The organism is Bradyrhizobium sp. SZCCHNRI1029 (assembly GCF_032487555.1).
In the GTDB taxonomy this organism is placed as follows: Bacteria; Pseudomonadota; Alphaproteobacteria; order Rhizobiales; family Xanthobacteraceae; genus Bradyrhizobium.
The window spans coordinates 59,292-74,349 of the sequence record NZ_JAUEUK010000012.1; the positions used below are offsets into that span (position 1 = coordinate 59,292).

Below are 15,058 nucleotides of genomic sequence, written 5' to 3' on the forward strand. Positions count from 1 at the left end.
ACGCGATCAGTACACCCGCGCCTTCGGCGGGATGTACTGCACGTCGTTGGTCATGGTGTAGTTGTGCACCGGGCGGTAATCGATCGTGGTTTTGCCGTCCTTGCTGTCGATCCACGCCAGCGTGTGCTTCATCCAGTCCTTGTCGTCGCGATCCGGAAAATCCTCGCGCGCATGGGCGCCGCGGCTCTCGGTGCGATTGACGGCCGAGTCCATCGTCACGACTGCCTGCGCGATCAGATTGTCGAATTCGAGCGTCTCGATCAGGTCGGAATTCCACACCAGCGATCTGTCGGACACCGCGATGTCGCCGATGCCGCCATACACCTTGTGGATCAGGTTATGGCCTTCCTGCAGCACCTCGCCGGTGCGGAACACGGCACAGTTGGTCTGCATCACGTTCTGCATGCTCTCGCGCAGCTTCGCGGTCGGCGTGCCGCCGGAGGCGTAGCGATAATGATCGAGCCGGCTCAGCGCCTTGTCGGCGGAGTCCTTCGGCAGATCCGGCTGCTTGCCGTTCGGCGTCAGCTTCTCGGCCAGCCGCAGCGCCGCCGCGCGGCCGAACACCACGAGGTCGATCAGCGAGTTCGAGCCGAGCCGGTTGGCGCCGTGCACGGACACGCAGGCCGCCTCGCCCACCGCCATCAGGCCGGGGACGATCGCGTTGTCGTCGCCATCCTTCTTGGTCAGCACCTCGGCGTGATAGTTGGTCGGGATGCCGCCCATGTTGTAGTGCACGGTCGGCACGATCGGGATCGGCTCGCGCGTCACGTCGACATTGGCGAAGATCTTGGCCGATTCGGAGATGCCGGGCAGACGCTCGGCCAGCACCTTCGGGTCGAGATGGTCGAGATGCAGGAAGATGTGGTCCTTCTTCCGGCCGACGCCGCGGCCTTCGCGGATCTCGATGGTCATCGCGCGGGAGACGACGTCGCGCGAGGCGAGGTCCTTGGCGGACGGCGCATAGCGCTCCATGAAGCGCTCGCCCTCGGCGTTGACGAGATAGCCGCCTTCGCCGCGCGCGCCTTCGGTTACCAGACAGCCCGAGCCGTAGATGCCAGTCGGGTGGAACTGCACGAACTCCATGTCCTGCAGCGGCAGGCCGGCGCGCAGCGCCATGCCGCCGCCGTCGCCGGTGCAGGTGTGCGCCGAGGTGCAGGAGGCATAGGCGCGGCCATAGCCGCCGGTCGCGAGGATGGTGGTCTGGGCGCGGAAGCGGTGCAACGTGCCGTCGTCGAGCTTCAGCGCGATGACGCCACGGCAGACGCCCTGGTCGTCCATGATCAGGTCGATGGCGAAGAACTCGATGAAGAACTCAGCGGCGTGCCGCAGCGATTGGCCGTACATCGTGTGCAGCATCGCGTGGCCGGTGCGGTCGGCGGCGGCGCAGGTGCGCTGCGCCTGGCCCTTGCCGTAGTCCAGGGTCATGCCGCCGAACGGCCGCTGGTAGATCTTGCCGTCCTCAGTGCGCGAGAACGGCACGCCCCAATGCTCGAGCTCGTAGACGGCGTCGGGCGCGTTGCGCACCATGTATTCGATCGCGTCCTGGTCGCCGAGCCAATCCGACCCCTTGACGGTGTCGTACATGTGCCAGCGCCAGTCGTCCTGGTGCATGTTGCCGAGCGAGGCCGAGATGCCGCCCTGCGCCGCCACCGTATGCGAGCGGGTCGGGAACACCTTGGTGATGCAGGCGGTGCGCAGGCCCGCCTCGCTGCAGCCGACAACGGCGCGCAGGCCCGCGCCACCGGCGCCGACCACGACGACGTCATAGGTGTGGTCCTCGATCGGATAGGCTTTTCCGTTCGTCGCGGGCGCGCCATTCGCGCTGCCATTTGCTCCGCCGGCCATAGGCTAGACTCCAGTGGACAGTTTGATGAGGGCGTAGATCGAGGCGAGCGCCACGGTCACCGCGAAGAAGTTGTTGGCCATGATCGCGACGAGCTTGAGCGGCTCGCTGTGCACGTAGTCCTCGATCACGACCTGCATGCCGATCTTCATGTGCCAGCAGCTCGCGATCACGAACAGCAGCATGATCACCGCAATCGGAATAGAGCCGAGGATCTGCGCCGCGCCGGCCTGGTTGCGGCCGAGCAGGATGATCACGACCACGACGACCGGCACGATCAGCAGGGTCATGGCGACGGCGGTGAGCCGCTGGCGCCAGAAGTCGCCGGTGCCGGAATGCGCTGCGCCGAGGTTGCGGACCCGGCCGAGCGGGGTGCGCATCGATTTCGCGTGTGCGTTGCTCATCGGCCGCCTCCCACTGCGTAAGCCACGATCCACACCAGGACGGTCAAGGTGATGCCGCCGATCAGGGCGCCCCAGGTGAGCGCCTCGCGCTCATTGGCCTTGAAGCCGTAGCCGAGGTCCCAGACGAAGTGGCGGATGCCGGACAGCAGGTGGTGCAGCAACGCCCAGGTGTAGCCGAACACGATCAGGCGGCCGAGGAAGCTGCCCATGAAGCCCTGGACGTAGGAGTAGGCGCTGGGACCGGACGCGGCGGCGATCAACCACCAGGCCAGCAGCAGCGTCCCGAAATATAATGCAACCCCGGTGGCGCGATGGACGATCGAGAGAATCATCGTCAGCGTCCAGCGGTAGGTTTGCAGATGCGGCGAAAGCGGTCGTTCGATCCTGGCTGTCATTGGTTGCTTTGATGATTTCTTGTGGGCCGTGAACGCGGGGGGCTTGCGGCCGTGTGGATCGGCAAGGCGGGCTTTATTTACGGAGAAGGAACAGGCGTTGCAACGAACAAATCGCCCAAATGCGAACAGCGATTCAGTCCTAGGCGACCGATCGCAAAAGGATCAATGGCCGCCGTGGTATACCAGAAACCGATCGTGACCGGATGCGGCGAACTATTATTCATTCCTAAGCCCTCACCAAGGCCATGACCGACGCCGCGAGACTGTCAAATGGCGCCGACTGTCGAGCATTGATTCACCGCTTAGCTACGGTCCTGACCAAGCCGGTTTCGCGGCAAGCGCCAGCGCCATCTGATGATTCTGCAAACCTGCCCGGAGCGATTCGCGGAGCAACAACCTGCGTTGCGACCGCCTGCGCTGCAGCAAATCTCCCTCGATCTCCCGCGTTCCTCGCCGCGCACGGGGCCCCTCCGCCGGTCGTTTTTGCCGCATGTCGCCGCCCGGCGAAGCGGCCTAGTCTCAGGCGAGGTGCAACAGACGCGGTGCAGGGAGCCTCGATGCCGCTGCCGACGGTCCGACCGACAACCACTGAACGCCCGGCGGCGCTGCCGGCGCGCAAGGTGTCGTCGCACGAGCCCGTCGAGGAGCCCCTGACCTGCGTGCTCGGCTTCACCGCCGCCGGCCTGTTCGCCGCCTGTCTCGCGCTGGCCATCCAGCATGAGATTGCCTCGCTCGCCGTGCTCGAATTCGTGCTGATCTGCGCCGCGCCGCCGCTCGCCGCGCTTGTAGGACTGGCGATCGGGCGCCGGCGCTAGGCCGCCGTCACTTCGTATAGATGTCCTTGTACTGATCACGCAGCACGTTCTTCTGCACCTTGCTCATCGCATTGCGCGGCAGCTCGTCGACCACGAACACGCGCTTGGGCATCTTGAATTTCGCCAGTCGGCCGTCGAGACCCTTGAGCACGCCGGCCTCGCTGACATCGGCCCCCGGATGGCGCACCACGACCGCCGTGACACCTTCGCCGAAATCAGGATGCGGCACACCGATGACGGCGGACTCGACCACGCCCGGCATCGCGTCGATCTCGCTCTCGATCTCCTTCGGGTAGACGTTGAAGCCGCCGGAGATCACGAGGTCCTTGCCGCGGCCGACGATGTGGACGTAGCCCTGCTTGTCGATCTTGCCGAGATCGCCGGTGATGAAGAAGCCATCGTCGCGGAATTCCGACTTGGTCTTCTCCGGCATGCGCCAATAGCCCTTGAACACGTTCGGGCCCTTCACCTCGATCATGCCGATCTCGTCGCGCGCGAGCTCCTTGGCCGTCTCGGGATCGGTGACGCGCACCGAGACTCCGGGCAGCGGGAAGCCGACCGCGCCGGGTACGCGCTCGCCCTCGTAAGGATTCGACGTGTTCATGTTGGTCTCGGTCATGCCGTAGCGCTCGAGGACGGCATGGCCGGTCCGCGCGAACCATTCGCGATGGGTATCGGCGAGCAGCGGCGCCGAGCCGGAGATGAACAGCCGCATGTGGCTGGTTGTCTCCTTGGACAGCCGCGGGTTCTGCAAAAGCCGGGTGTAGAACGTCGGCACACCCATCAGCACGGTGGCGCGCGCCATCAGGTCGATGATCAGGTCCGGATCGAGCTTGGGCAGGAAGATCATCGACGCCCGCGCAAACAGCGTGACGTTGCTGGCCACGAACAGACCATGGGTGTGATAGATCGGCAGCGCGTGGATCAGCACGTCGTCCTTGGTGAAGCGCCAGTAGTCGATCAGGGTCAGCGAGTTCGAGGCGAGATTGTCGTGAGACAGCATCGCGCCCTTGGAGCGACCGGTGGTGCCGGACGTATAGAGAATGGCGGCGAGATCATCGGCGCCGCGTGGCACCGTGGTGAACGCCTTGTCGGCCTTGTCGGCCGCCTCGGTCAGCGAGCCCCTGCCCGACGCATCGAGCGTTTCCACCTTGGCGCCGACCTTGGCCGCCAGCGTGGCAATGCCCTCGGCCTTGGCCGGATCGCAGACGACGACGGTCGGCTCGGCGTCGCCGATGAAATAGTCGAGCTCGTTGAGCGTATAGGCGGTGTTGAGCGGCAGATAGACGCCGCCTGCACGCACCGTGGCGAGATAGAGCACGAGGCCGGACACCGACTTCTCGGTCTGCGCCGCGACCCGGTCGCCCGGCTTGACGCCGCTGTTCACCAGCACATTCGCCATCTGCCCTGCCCGCGCGATCAGGTCGCCGTAGGTGATGCGCTGGCCGTCATGGGTCTCGATCGCCAGGCGGCTGGGATCGTCGAGGCCATCGAACAGGCGGGAGAACAGATTGGCGTTGGCGGCTTGGTTCATGCAACATTCCCCTGGGAGCATGGGCAGGCCGGCAGTGCCAGCCGGCGGAACATCATGCTCGACGAAGACGAAAAGGGCCGGGACAGCGAACAAGACCGGTGACATCGCCATCACCACGGTCGCCATCTCTGATCGAGGCTGCTCTAGCAAAAACGCCCTTTCGAAGGCAACGGGAGACGCTGGGATATGGTCAAGGGAAAACGGATCGCGTGGATCACCGGCGGCGGCACCGGAATCGGCGAGGCCGGCGCACTGGCGCTCGCGGCCGACAGCTGGACGGTGATCGTCTCGGGCCGGCGCACGGCCGCGCTCCAGGCCGTAGTGGCCAAGATTGCCGCGGCGGGCGGCACGGCCGAGGCCGTCACGCTCGACGTTGCCAAGGCCGCCGACGTGCAGGCCGCGGCTGATGCCATCCTGGCGCGGCATGGCCGCATCGATCTGCTGGTCAACTCGGCCGGCGTCAACGTGCCGAAGCGGCGCTGGGACGACCTGACGATCGAGGGCTGGAACCAGCTGGTCGAGATCAACCTCAACGGTGTGCTCTACTGCATGAAGGCGGTGCTGCCGGCGATGCGGGCGCAGCAGGACGGCACCATCATCAACGTCTCGTCCTGGGCCGGCCGTCATGTCTCGAAGATGCCGGGGCCGGCCTACACCTCGACCAAGCACGCGGTGCTGGCGCTGACGCACTCGTTCAACATGGAGGAATGCGTCAACGGCCTGCGCGCCTGCTGCCTGATGCCCGGCGAGGTCGCCACGCCGATCCTGCAGCAGCGCCCGGTGGTGCCGAGCGCCGAGGAGCAGGCGCGGATGCTGCAGCCGGAAGACCTCGGCCGCACCATCGCCTTTGTGGCGAACATGCCGCCGCGGGTGTGCGTCAACGAGATCCTGATCAGTCCGACGTGGAATCGGGGATTTATCCAGACGCCGGGCAACCGGGATTGAGCGGGGCTGGATATCGGTTGCGGCAATCGTGTCGGCGCGGGTCATGAAGATCGAGGTGATGCCCAGCTACCGGTGTCGTCCCTGCGAACGCAGGGACCCATACCGCGTGATTGTTGTAGGAGGCAGGCGGCGAGTCCCGTGCAAAACAACTGAACCCTGTGGTTATGGGTCCCTGCGTTCGCAGGGACGACGGCGGAGGTTGGCGTTGGCAGCGTTGCCTTCGAGACAGAGTTGAATACGTGTGTGTTCACCCCGCGACGCATCCGCGCCCGAGCTGTGCTGAATTTGGTCGCCCCTCAAACAGAGGGCGCAGGGAAGGCCGGGCGCTGGCCGCGCCCGTGGCCCGCCTGCGAAAGAAAATGCAGGCGGCAGGTACCACAGGTCTGGCCGAGAACGCCCGGCCTTCCCCGCGCAACGGTTTTAACGGCTGCTTCGCGTTCTCCCTGGTGCGCCGGGCTGTCTGGCCACCATCCCCACGCGAAGCAAAGCCTCGACGTGAGTTGACATCAGCATCGGGATGTCAGGACCGCGCGACTTGACCGTGCGTGCATCACCGTTCGTCCGCGCAGACTGATCCACGCTGCGGCGACACACGCCCATCGCATCCCACTGCCAACGGTTCGTGACGGTCGCGAAGCGCCCCTCATGCGGCAGCAGGGACGTGCGGAAATGTGCAGGTGATTTGCCCGACGGTGCAAGCCTTATTGCTGCGGCAAACTAACACGACGGGCAATTTGCGCATGGGAGGGATGCTGGCAGCCCCACCGTCATTGCGAGCGAAGCGAAGCAATCCAGAGTCCCGCCGGAGCTCTGGATTGCTTCGTCGCTTCGCTCCTCGCAATGACGGTGGCGAGCATCACGCTATCGACCGCCGGCATGATCCCCAGCCGCCTCATCATTCTGGTCGAGCTATTACCACGACAGCAGTCTGCTCCCTCCCTCTTGCGGGGAGGGGTTGAGGGTCCGCGGGCGTTGAATTCGGTGGCGTGCGTGACCCCGAACAACAAAGTGCGATGAACACGATCGGCGGATTATTGGCTGGGGGGCTCGGACTCCGATTGAGAGCGGACTCGTGTACCCGCCCCGCTCCCCACAGGGGGAGGGGAGCGCACCGCCCGCGTGGTGAGCGTCTCGCACCTCTGGGAGAGCGCAGTCGCTATGCGCCTCAGAACGACGTGCCGCCGCCGAACCTGAACTCCTGGACGGTGTCGTATTTGCCCTTGGACAGCGGCACCGCGTAGTCGAAGCGGAGCGGGCCGAACGGTGAGGCCCAGATCAGGCCGACTCCGACGGAGGAGCGCACCACCTTGCTGTCATCGTACAGCAGGCCGCATTTGCAGGTCGCGGTGTTGACCTCGCCGGTCGCCGCCCAGGAGGTCGGGCCCTGATAGCCCCACAGCGAACCGGCATCGGCATAGACGGCGCCCTTCAAGCCCACTTCCTTCGGCAGGAACCAGAACGGCATCTGCAGCTCGGCCGAGGCGCCCCAATATTTGGTGCCGCCGAGCGCATCGCCGGTGGCACCGAGGCTGCGATAGGTGATGTCGCGCGCCCCGATTCCGTTCGAGGCGAAGCCGCGCACCAGGCTCGGTCCCATCTGGAAGTGGTCGAGCATCCGCAGATCCTTGTCGCCGATCTTGTTCAGCATGCCGCCCTGCAGATGGATGATGCCGACGATGTCGGCCACCAGCGGCGAGTAATATTTCGCATCGACCGCCGACTTGAGGTAGCTGACATTGCCGCCGACGCCGGCGAAATCCTGCTTCCAGTCGATCAGCAGGCCATCGGTCGGGTTCTTGTTGTTGTCGAGCGTGTTGTAGCTGAGCGTGTAGCCGAGCGCAGAGGTCAGCGCGGCGCCGTCGCTCAGCTCCTTGCGGACCGGCAGGCTCGACTCGCCATCGCCGTAGCAGCCCCAGCCATAGTAGCCCGAGCTGGTCGAATTGGTCGGATCGACGCCGCCGAGCACGCTCTTGATGTAGGCCGGGGTCGGGTTGAAGGCGAGCAGGCTGTTGGCGGCGTTGTTGTTGCAGTTCTTGTAGTAGGACGGCAGCGATATCTCCTGGCGATACAGCGAGTAGCGCAACTGGAGCGAGAGGTCTTCGCGCAACTGGAAGCCGAGCCGCGGACTGAAGCCGATCGTCGTCACACCATAGCTCGTATAGCTGTTCGCCAGCTGCTGCTTGTAGTAGACATCCAGGCCGAGCGCGATCCGGTTGTCGAGCAGATAGGGCTCGACGAAGGACAGCGAGACGCCCCTGCTGTATTGGCCGTAGCTCACGGACGCCTTGGCGTACAGACCGCGGCCGAGGAAGTTGCGCTCCGAAACCGAGACCTCACCCAGCGCGCCATCGGTGGTCGAATAGCCGCCGGAAACGGAGAGGTCGCCGGTCGACTTCTCCTCCAGATTGACCACGAGGATGACGCGGTCGCTCGACGAGCCCGGCTCGGCCGCGATCTTCACGTCCTTGAAGAAGTCGAGATTCTTCAGCCGGCGCTCGGCGCGGTCGACCAGCGCGCGGTTGTAGGCGTCGCCCTCGGACAGATCGAACTCGCGCCGGATCACGTACTCGCGGGTGCGGGTGTTGCCGCGGATGGTGATGCGCTCGATATAGGTGCGCGGGCCCTCGTCGACCTGGAATACGATCGCGACCGTATGCGCTTCCAGATTGCGGTCGCCGCGCGGACGCACGACGGCGAAGGCAAAGCCGCGACGCGAGGCCTCGATCTGCATCTCCTCGACCGACTTCTCGAGCTGCTCGACGTTGTAGAGCGCGCCGACATTGACGCGCGAATAGCCGCGCAGCGTGTTGGCGTCGAGCGCCGCGACGCTCGACTGGAACTGCACCGAGCTGACGCGGTATTGCTGGCCCTCCTCGATCTGGAACGTGACCAGGAAGCCCTTCTGGTCCGGGTCATATTCGCTGAGCGCCGCGACGACCTGAACGTCGGCATAGCCGTTCTTCAGATAGAAGCGGCGGATCAGGTCGCGATCGGCCTCGACGCGGTCGGGGTCGTAGACGTCGTTGTTGCCGAGGAAGCTGAGCCAGTTCGTTGCGTGCGTCTTGATGACGTCGCGCAGCCGCGCGGCGGAATAGGCGTTGTTGCCGACGAAGCTGATCGACTTCACGCCGGTCTTGACGCCCTCTTCGATGGTGAAGACGAGGTCGACGCGGTTGTTGGGCTGCTCGATGATCTCGGGCGTGACGCGGACGTCGTAGCGGCCGGAGCGGCGGTAGATCTCGGCGATGCGCTGCGCGTCCGACTGCACCATCGGACGGGACAGCGTGCCGCGCGGCTTCGATTGCACTTCCGCCGAGAGCTGCTCGTCCTTGACCTTCTTGTTGCCCTCGAAGGCGACGCGGCCGATCACGGGATTCTCGACCACGCGCACGATCAGCCGGCCGCCCTGCCGGTCGATCTTCACGTCGGCGAACAGGCCGGTCTGGACCAGGGCCTTGAGGCCGTCGTCGACCTGGCCGGCATCGAGCGTGCCGGCGGGACCCGGCTTGAAATAGGAGCGGATGGTGTCGGATTCGACGCGCCTGTTACCCTCGACGGTGATCGCGCTGGCGACGGCGGGTGCCGCCGCGGCCATGCGGGGCAGCGAGGAAACGGGCATGGCCAGCAGCATCAGGGCAAGCACGCCCGGCAGTCTCAGACGCATCATCGACGCTCTTTCGAAAGTCAGAGTCCTCGGCGCGCAGACGTTCGTCGGCACGCCACCGGAATCGCTGATGCCCGTCAAAGATGGTCGCGATGCGCCGATCTCGTTTCGTGAAATGTCTGATGATGCTGGATGTGACTGAGTGTTTCCGGTCAGACAAGATTCTCGGGCCAACCGAGCGGCAGAGGGCATGAGCAGCTAATAAGTGCGTCGCCCGCGCTGCGACCGGAAAGCCACGGCTGAGACGGACATCTCCGTTAAGCAATCGGCCCGGCCGCGCCGCATTCGGTGGCTTCCGAAATCAAATTCTACAAATCTTCGGAAATTGGCAATACGAGGGAAAAACGAGGGTGCTAATTGATCGTCATCCGAACTAAGCCCCCAAGTAGTTCGGCCAAGGCCCGGTGCGCGTAGATTCCCATTTATATTCCGGCGCACCGGGCCGCCCGTTTTCCCTCGCGCGCGAGCCGATGGCCCGTAGGATGGGCGGAGGCGGTCGTGCCGCGGCTCCATCCGAGGTCGCGGCAGCGCCATGCCCACGGTCTGAGCGCGAATGCGCTGCGCGGCGGTGTGCCGGCCGCCGCCTTGCCCTCCCACGGTTCCCGCCGCCCCACCCGAATCACCACAATGTCCGCCGCTGTTGCGAAATTGCCTCTGGATCGGGGCGGGAAAACCGATCAAAACGGGCGGCAGCGCCGATGGTTAATCGCGTCTTAACCTCGCCCCACCTATGGTGACCAGACAGGCACCGGTTCATGGGCGATCGGCGGCTTCCACTGGTTTGGCGCGCGTTTTACGTATGGCAATGACCGCTTCATCCCCCGCGCCCGCTGGCGCCAGCCATTCGGAGAGCGAACGCTCGCCGTTTGCGCGGCTGAACGAGCTGCTCGCCCCTTACAAGCCGGGCAAGCCGATGATCACACTCGCCGTTGGCGAGCCGCAGCATCCGGTGCCGGACTTCGTCGGGCCTGTATTGGCCCAGCACATCGCCGAGTTCGGCCGCTACCCGGCCGCCAAGGGCATCGAGCCGTTCCGCAAGGCGGCCGCCGGCTGGCTGTCGCGCCGATTCGCGCTGCCGCGCGCTGTTGATCCCGAGCACGAGATTCTGGTCCTGAACGGCAGCCGCGAGGGCCTGTTCTTCGCCGCCCATGCCGCGCTCCGCCATGTCGGCCCGCGCCGCGGACGGCCGGCGATCCTGATGCCGAACCCGTTCTATCCGGTGTATGGCGTCGGCGCCCGCACCGCCGGCTGCGACTCCATCTATCTGCCGACCACGCGCGACAACGGCTTCCTGCCCGATCTCGATGCGATCGACGAGGCGACCCTGGCGCGCACGATCGCGTTCTACCTCGCGACGCCGGCCAACCCGCAAGGCTCGGTGGCATCAGCGGACTACATGCGCAGGCTGGTCCAGCTCGCCAACGCTTACGGCTTCCTGATCTTCAGCGACGAATGCTATTCGGAGATCTACACGAAGGCGGCACCCGGCAGCATGCTCGAGCATGCCGGACCCGACTACACCAACGTGGTCGCGTTCCAGTCGCTGTCGAAGCGCTCCAACGTGCCGGGCATGCGGATCGGCTTCGCCGCCGGCGACCGCCGATTCCTCGCGGGCTTTCACGAGCTGCGCAACGTCGCGGCGCCGCAGGTGCCGGTGCCGCTGCAGCACGTGGCCGTCGCCGCCTATGCCGACGAGGCGCATGTCGAGGAGAACCGGCGGCTGTACCGCGCCAAGTTCGATCTCGCCGACCAGATCATCGGCAACCGCTATGGCTACAAGCGTCCCGATGGCGGCTTCTGCGTCTGGCTCGACGTGGCTGATCGCGGCGGCGACGAGGACGTGACGTTGCGGCTGTATCGCGACGCCGGCGTGCGCGTGGTGCCCGGCAGCTACCTGGCGCGGCCGCAAGCCGACGGGTTCAATCCGGGCCTGGGCTACATCAGGCTGGCGCTGGTGGCGGACGCCGGATCCACCGGTGAGGCGTTGCACCGGCTGGTCGAGGTCCTGGGATAATCGCGGGGCTGATGCAGATGCCGGCGATCGAACGAGTCATCCCTCTGGTCAACCACCTGCCGACGTCGCTGCGCGACGCGCTGGTGCGGCGGCTGCGCGAGCTCGCGGGCCTCTGCCTGATCGCGCTGTGCGGCGTGGCCGCGGCGGCGCTGATGACGTGGTCGGTGCAGGACCCCAGCCTGAGCCACGCCACCTCGCGCGCCATCCGCAACATCGTCGGCTATCCCGGCGCGATCAGCGCCGATCTGCTGATGCAGATCCTTGGTCTCGGCTCGATCATGGCGATCCTGCCGCTTTCGATCCGCGGCTGGCGGATGATGACGCACCGGCCGTTCGACCGCGAGGCGCTGCGCTTCGGCGCCTGGATTCTCGGCGCCGTCATCGCCGCCGGCTTTGCCAGCTGCTGGCCGCGCTCGCACGCCTGGCCGCTGCCGACCGGTCTCGGCGGCGTCGTCGGCGACGCCCTGGTGCGCGCACCGGCCGTGGTGTTCGGTCCGCCCGGTGTGATCTATCGGCTGGTGCTCGGCGCCCTTCTTCTGGTTGCGATGATCGGCTGCCTGCTGGTGGCCGGCGGCATGGGCGCGAAGGAAGCCGATCCGAGCCTGCTCGCGGATGAGGACGACGACACGCCGCTGGCCGACCCCGAGGACGACGACGACCGCAAGGCGATCCGGCTCGGCTGGGTGTTCCACGCCATCATGAGCGCCAAGGCCCAGGTCGTCTGGTTCCTGAGCACGGCCTATCGTGCGCTGGTCTCCTCCGGCCCGCAGCCGCGCGCCGCCGCCGCAGGCCGGCAAGAGCCCAGCCTGGGTCGCGGCAAGCCGACGCTCGCGCCCGAGATGGACGAGGACGGCGGCGACGAGGACGAGGCCGACGAAGGCGAGGATGAAGAAGAGGAGGAGGAGCCCGCTCCCCGCGCCCGCAAGAAGCCCGCGGCTAAGACGCCGGCCCGCAAGGCCAACGACAAATACGACCTGCCCTCGGTCTCGATGCTGGCGGCGCCGAAATCCTCCGACCGCCAGCCGCTGTCGAAGAGCGAGCTGGAGGCCAATTCGCGCGCGCTGGAAGGCGTGCTGCAGGACTTCGGGGTGCGCGGCGAGATCGTCAAGGCGCATCCCGGCCCGGTCGTCACGCTGTACGAACTGGAGCCGGCGCCGGGCATCAAATCGTCCCGCGTCATCGGCCTCGCCGACGACATCGCCCGCTCGATGAGCGCGCTGTCGGCGCGCGTCGCCGTCGTGCCCGGCCGCAATGCCATCGGCATCGAGCTGCCCAACGCGCATCGCGAGAAGGTGTACCTGCGCGAGCTGCTCGTCGCCAAGGAGGCGACCGAGAGCGTCGCCAAGCTGCCGCTGTGCCTCGGCAAGAACATCGGCGGCGAGTCCATCATCATCGACCTCGCCCGCACCCCGCACATGCTGATCGCCGGCACCACCGGCTCGGGCAAGTCGGTCGCCATCAACACCATGATCCTGAGTCTGGTCTATCGCCTCAGGCCCGACCAGTGCCGGCTGATCATGGTCGACCCGAAGATGCTCGAACTGTCGGTCTATGACGGCATCCCGCATCTCCTCACGCCGGTCGTGACCGATCCGAAGAAGGCCGTCGTCGCGCTGAAATGGGCCGTGCGCGAGATGGAGGAGCGCTACAAGAAGATGGCCAAGCTCGGCGTGCGCAACATCGACGGCTACAACGCCCGCCTGGGCGAAGCGCGCGCCAAGGGCGAGGAGCTGACGCGCACCGTCCATACCGGCTTCGACAAGGAAACCGGCAAGGCGATCTACGAGGAAGAGAAGCTCGACCTCGATCCCCTGCCCTACATCGTCATCATCGTCGACGAGATGGCCGACCTGATGATGGTCGCCGGCAAGGACATCGAGGGCACGGTGCAGCGCCTCGCGCAGATGGCGCGCGCCGCCGGCCTGCACGTCATCCTGGCGACGCAGCGCCCGTCGGTCGACGTCATCACCGGCACCATCAAGGCGAACTTCCCGACCCGCATCTCCTTCCAGGTGACCTCCAAGATCGACAGCCGCACCATTCTCGGCGAGATGGGCGCAGAGCAACTGCTCGGCCAGGGCGACATGCTCTACATGGCCGGCGGCGGCCGCATCAGCCGCGTGCACGGCCCGTTCTGCTCCGACGAGGAAGTCGAGAAGGTCGTCAAGCACCTGAAGGCACAGGGCTCGCCGGAATATCTCGAGGCGGTCACCGCCGAGGAGCCGAGCGAGGAGGATGGCGCCGTGTTCGATGCCACCGGCATGGGCGGCGGTGGCGGCGGCGACGACCTGTTCTCCCAGGCGGTCGCCGTGGTCAAGCGCGACCGCAAGGCCTCCACCAGCTACATTCAACGCCGGCTGCAGATCGGCTATAACAAGGCCGCTTCGCTGATGGAGCGGATGGAACAGGAAGGCATCGTCGGCCAGGCCAACCACGCCGGCAAGCGCGAGATCCTGGTGCCCGAGGAGGAAGGCGGGTTCTGACGGCCCCGATGGCCGCAGAAACGCCGCTTCGGTGCCCGATCTTCACGCGATTACGATCACGCTGCCCGGCCGAACCGGGATAGAACGCGTAAAACCTCAGGACGTCGTTTTGAAAAGCTCCTTGTTGAACAGCACGTTTTCGTATCACGCAGCTTGGCGCGGGCGCCGGATCGGCGCTTGGCTGGTCGCCTGCGCCGTGACGATATGCTCTGTCGCCGGTGCGTCCGGTCACGCCGCCGCGCAGGGCACGCCGGCTCCGAAATCAGGCCCGAAGAGCGGCTCCCAGCTCAGCGCCTCCGACCAGCAGCGGGCCGGCCAGAGCCCCTCGACCACCCAGACGGCCCCGCCCAACCCGGTCATTCCCGATCCCCGGCGCAACGTGCCGGCCAGCATCTTCACCTCGTTCGACGCCAACCAGAAGGCGCAGGCGGCCAAGGTCAGCGCGTATCTGTCGTCGCTGCAGACCCTGGTCGGGAACTTCGTCCAGGTCGGCCCGGACGGCAGCAAGACCAAGGGCGATTTCTACATCCAGAAGCCGGGCAAGGTCCGCTTCGAATACGAGCCGCCGACGCCGATCGACATCATCGCCGACGGCTCTTCCTTGGTGGTGCGCGACCGCAAACTCGCGACCCAGGACGTCTATCCGCTGTCGCAGACGCCGCTGCGTTATCTGCTGTCCGACCGCATCGACCTGTTGAAGGACACCAACGTGATCGCGGTCGCCGCCGACGACCTCTACGTCACGATCACGATCGAGGAGAAGCAGGCCCTGATCGGCACCAGCCGGCTGATGCTGATGCTCGGCGCCAAGGACGGCCAGCTCAAGCAGTGGACCGTGACCGATCCGCAGGGCTACGACACCACGATTGCCGTCTACAATCTGGATACGACCAAGAAGCTCGATCCGGCGATGTTCAAGATCGACTTCACGGCCTATCCGAGCACACCGCCGGGCTGACGC

The 15,058-nt window shown here is 66.0% G+C and carries 11 protein-coding genes; 6 read left to right on the top strand and 5 right to left on the bottom strand.

Features of this window, described 5'->3' with window-relative positions; genetic code table 11:
- Positions 1-6: 6 nt before the first annotated feature.
- From sdhA to sdhC, 3 genes are read right to left on the bottom strand one after another with little or no spacing between them, the layout of a single operon-like run.
- Positions 7-1,845 (bottom strand): succinate dehydrogenase flavoprotein subunit, encoded by a 1,839-nt coding sequence (gene sdhA / locus QW861_RS28280; protein WP_315750532.1) that lies wholly within the window; start codon positions 1,843-1,845, stop codon positions 7-9.
- A 3-nt stretch (positions 1,846-1,848) separates the two neighbouring features.
- Complete coding sequence (sdhD, locus tag QW861_RS28285) at positions 1,849-2,223, bottom strand: succinate dehydrogenase, hydrophobic membrane anchor protein (RefSeq protein WP_315750835.1); 375 nt, start codon at positions 2,221-2,223, stop codon at positions 1,849-1,851.
- A gap of 20 nt (positions 2,224-2,243) precedes the next feature.
- The gene (gene sdhC / locus QW861_RS28290; RefSeq protein WP_315716771.1) at positions 2,244-2,642 is read right to left on the bottom strand and encodes a succinate dehydrogenase, cytochrome b556 subunit; all 399 of its coding nucleotides are present in this window, start codon (positions 2,640-2,642) and stop codon (positions 2,244-2,246) included.
- A 557-nt stretch (positions 2,643-3,199) separates the two neighbouring features.
- On the opposite strand from sdhC, the gene QW861_RS28295 reads away from it, so the two are divergent.
- Positions 3,200-3,457 carry a hypothetical protein gene (locus QW861_RS28295; protein WP_315716772.1) on the top strand — a complete coding sequence of 86 codons (258 nt, stop codon included), beginning with the start codon at positions 3,200-3,202 and terminating at the stop codon, positions 3,455-3,457.
- Between the two features lie 7 nt (positions 3,458-3,464).
- Here QW861_RS28295 and QW861_RS28300 read toward each other — a convergent pair whose 3' ends face one another.
- Complete coding sequence (locus QW861_RS28300; RefSeq protein ID WP_315750531.1) at positions 3,465-4,991, bottom strand: malonyl-CoA synthase; 1,527 nt, start codon at positions 4,989-4,991, stop codon at positions 3,465-3,467.
- 186 nt (positions 4,992-5,177) lie between these two features.
- On the opposite strand from QW861_RS28300, the gene QW861_RS28305 reads away from it, so the two are divergent.
- Positions 5,178-5,936, top strand: a complete 759-nt coding sequence (locus tag QW861_RS28305; protein ID WP_315750530.1) for an SDR family oxidoreductase — start codon at positions 5,178-5,180, stop codon at positions 5,934-5,936.
- A 1,165-nt stretch (positions 5,937-7,101) separates the two neighbouring features.
- Here the strand turns inward: QW861_RS28305 and bamA are convergent.
- Positions 7,102-9,603, bottom strand: coding sequence for an outer membrane protein assembly factor BamA (gene bamA, locus QW861_RS28310; protein WP_315716775.1), 2,502 nt, complete (start codon positions 9,601-9,603; stop codon positions 7,102-7,104).
- Between bamA and QW861_RS28315 the strand changes: the two genes are divergently transcribed.
- The 4 genes from QW861_RS28315 (at position 9,554) to QW861_RS28330 (ending at position 15,055) form a co-directional block, all read left to right on the top strand.
- Complete coding sequence (locus QW861_RS28315) at positions 9,554-9,742, top strand: hypothetical protein (RefSeq protein WP_315716967.1); 189 nt, start codon at positions 9,554-9,556, stop codon at positions 9,740-9,742. The two genes, bamA and QW861_RS28315, sit on opposite strands and share 50 nt — an antisense overlap.
- A gap of 657 nt (positions 9,743-10,399) precedes the next feature.
- Positions 10,400-11,614: an aminotransferase class I/II-fold pyridoxal phosphate-dependent enzyme gene (locus tag QW861_RS28320; RefSeq protein WP_315750529.1), complete on the top strand. Its 1,215-nt coding sequence runs from the start codon at positions 10,400-10,402 to the stop codon at positions 11,612-11,614.
- 11 nt (positions 11,615-11,625) lie between these two features.
- Positions 11,626-14,097 (top strand): DNA translocase FtsK, encoded by a 2,472-nt coding sequence (locus QW861_RS28325; protein ID WP_315750528.1) that lies wholly within the window; start codon positions 11,626-11,628, stop codon positions 14,095-14,097.
- A 196-nt stretch (positions 14,098-14,293) separates the two neighbouring features.
- Positions 14,294-15,055 carry an outer membrane lipoprotein carrier protein LolA gene (locus QW861_RS28330; protein WP_315716778.1) on the top strand — a complete coding sequence of 254 codons (762 nt, stop codon included), beginning with the start codon at positions 14,294-14,296 and terminating at the stop codon, positions 15,053-15,055.
- The last annotated feature ends 3 nt before the right edge of the window (positions 15,056-15,058 follow it).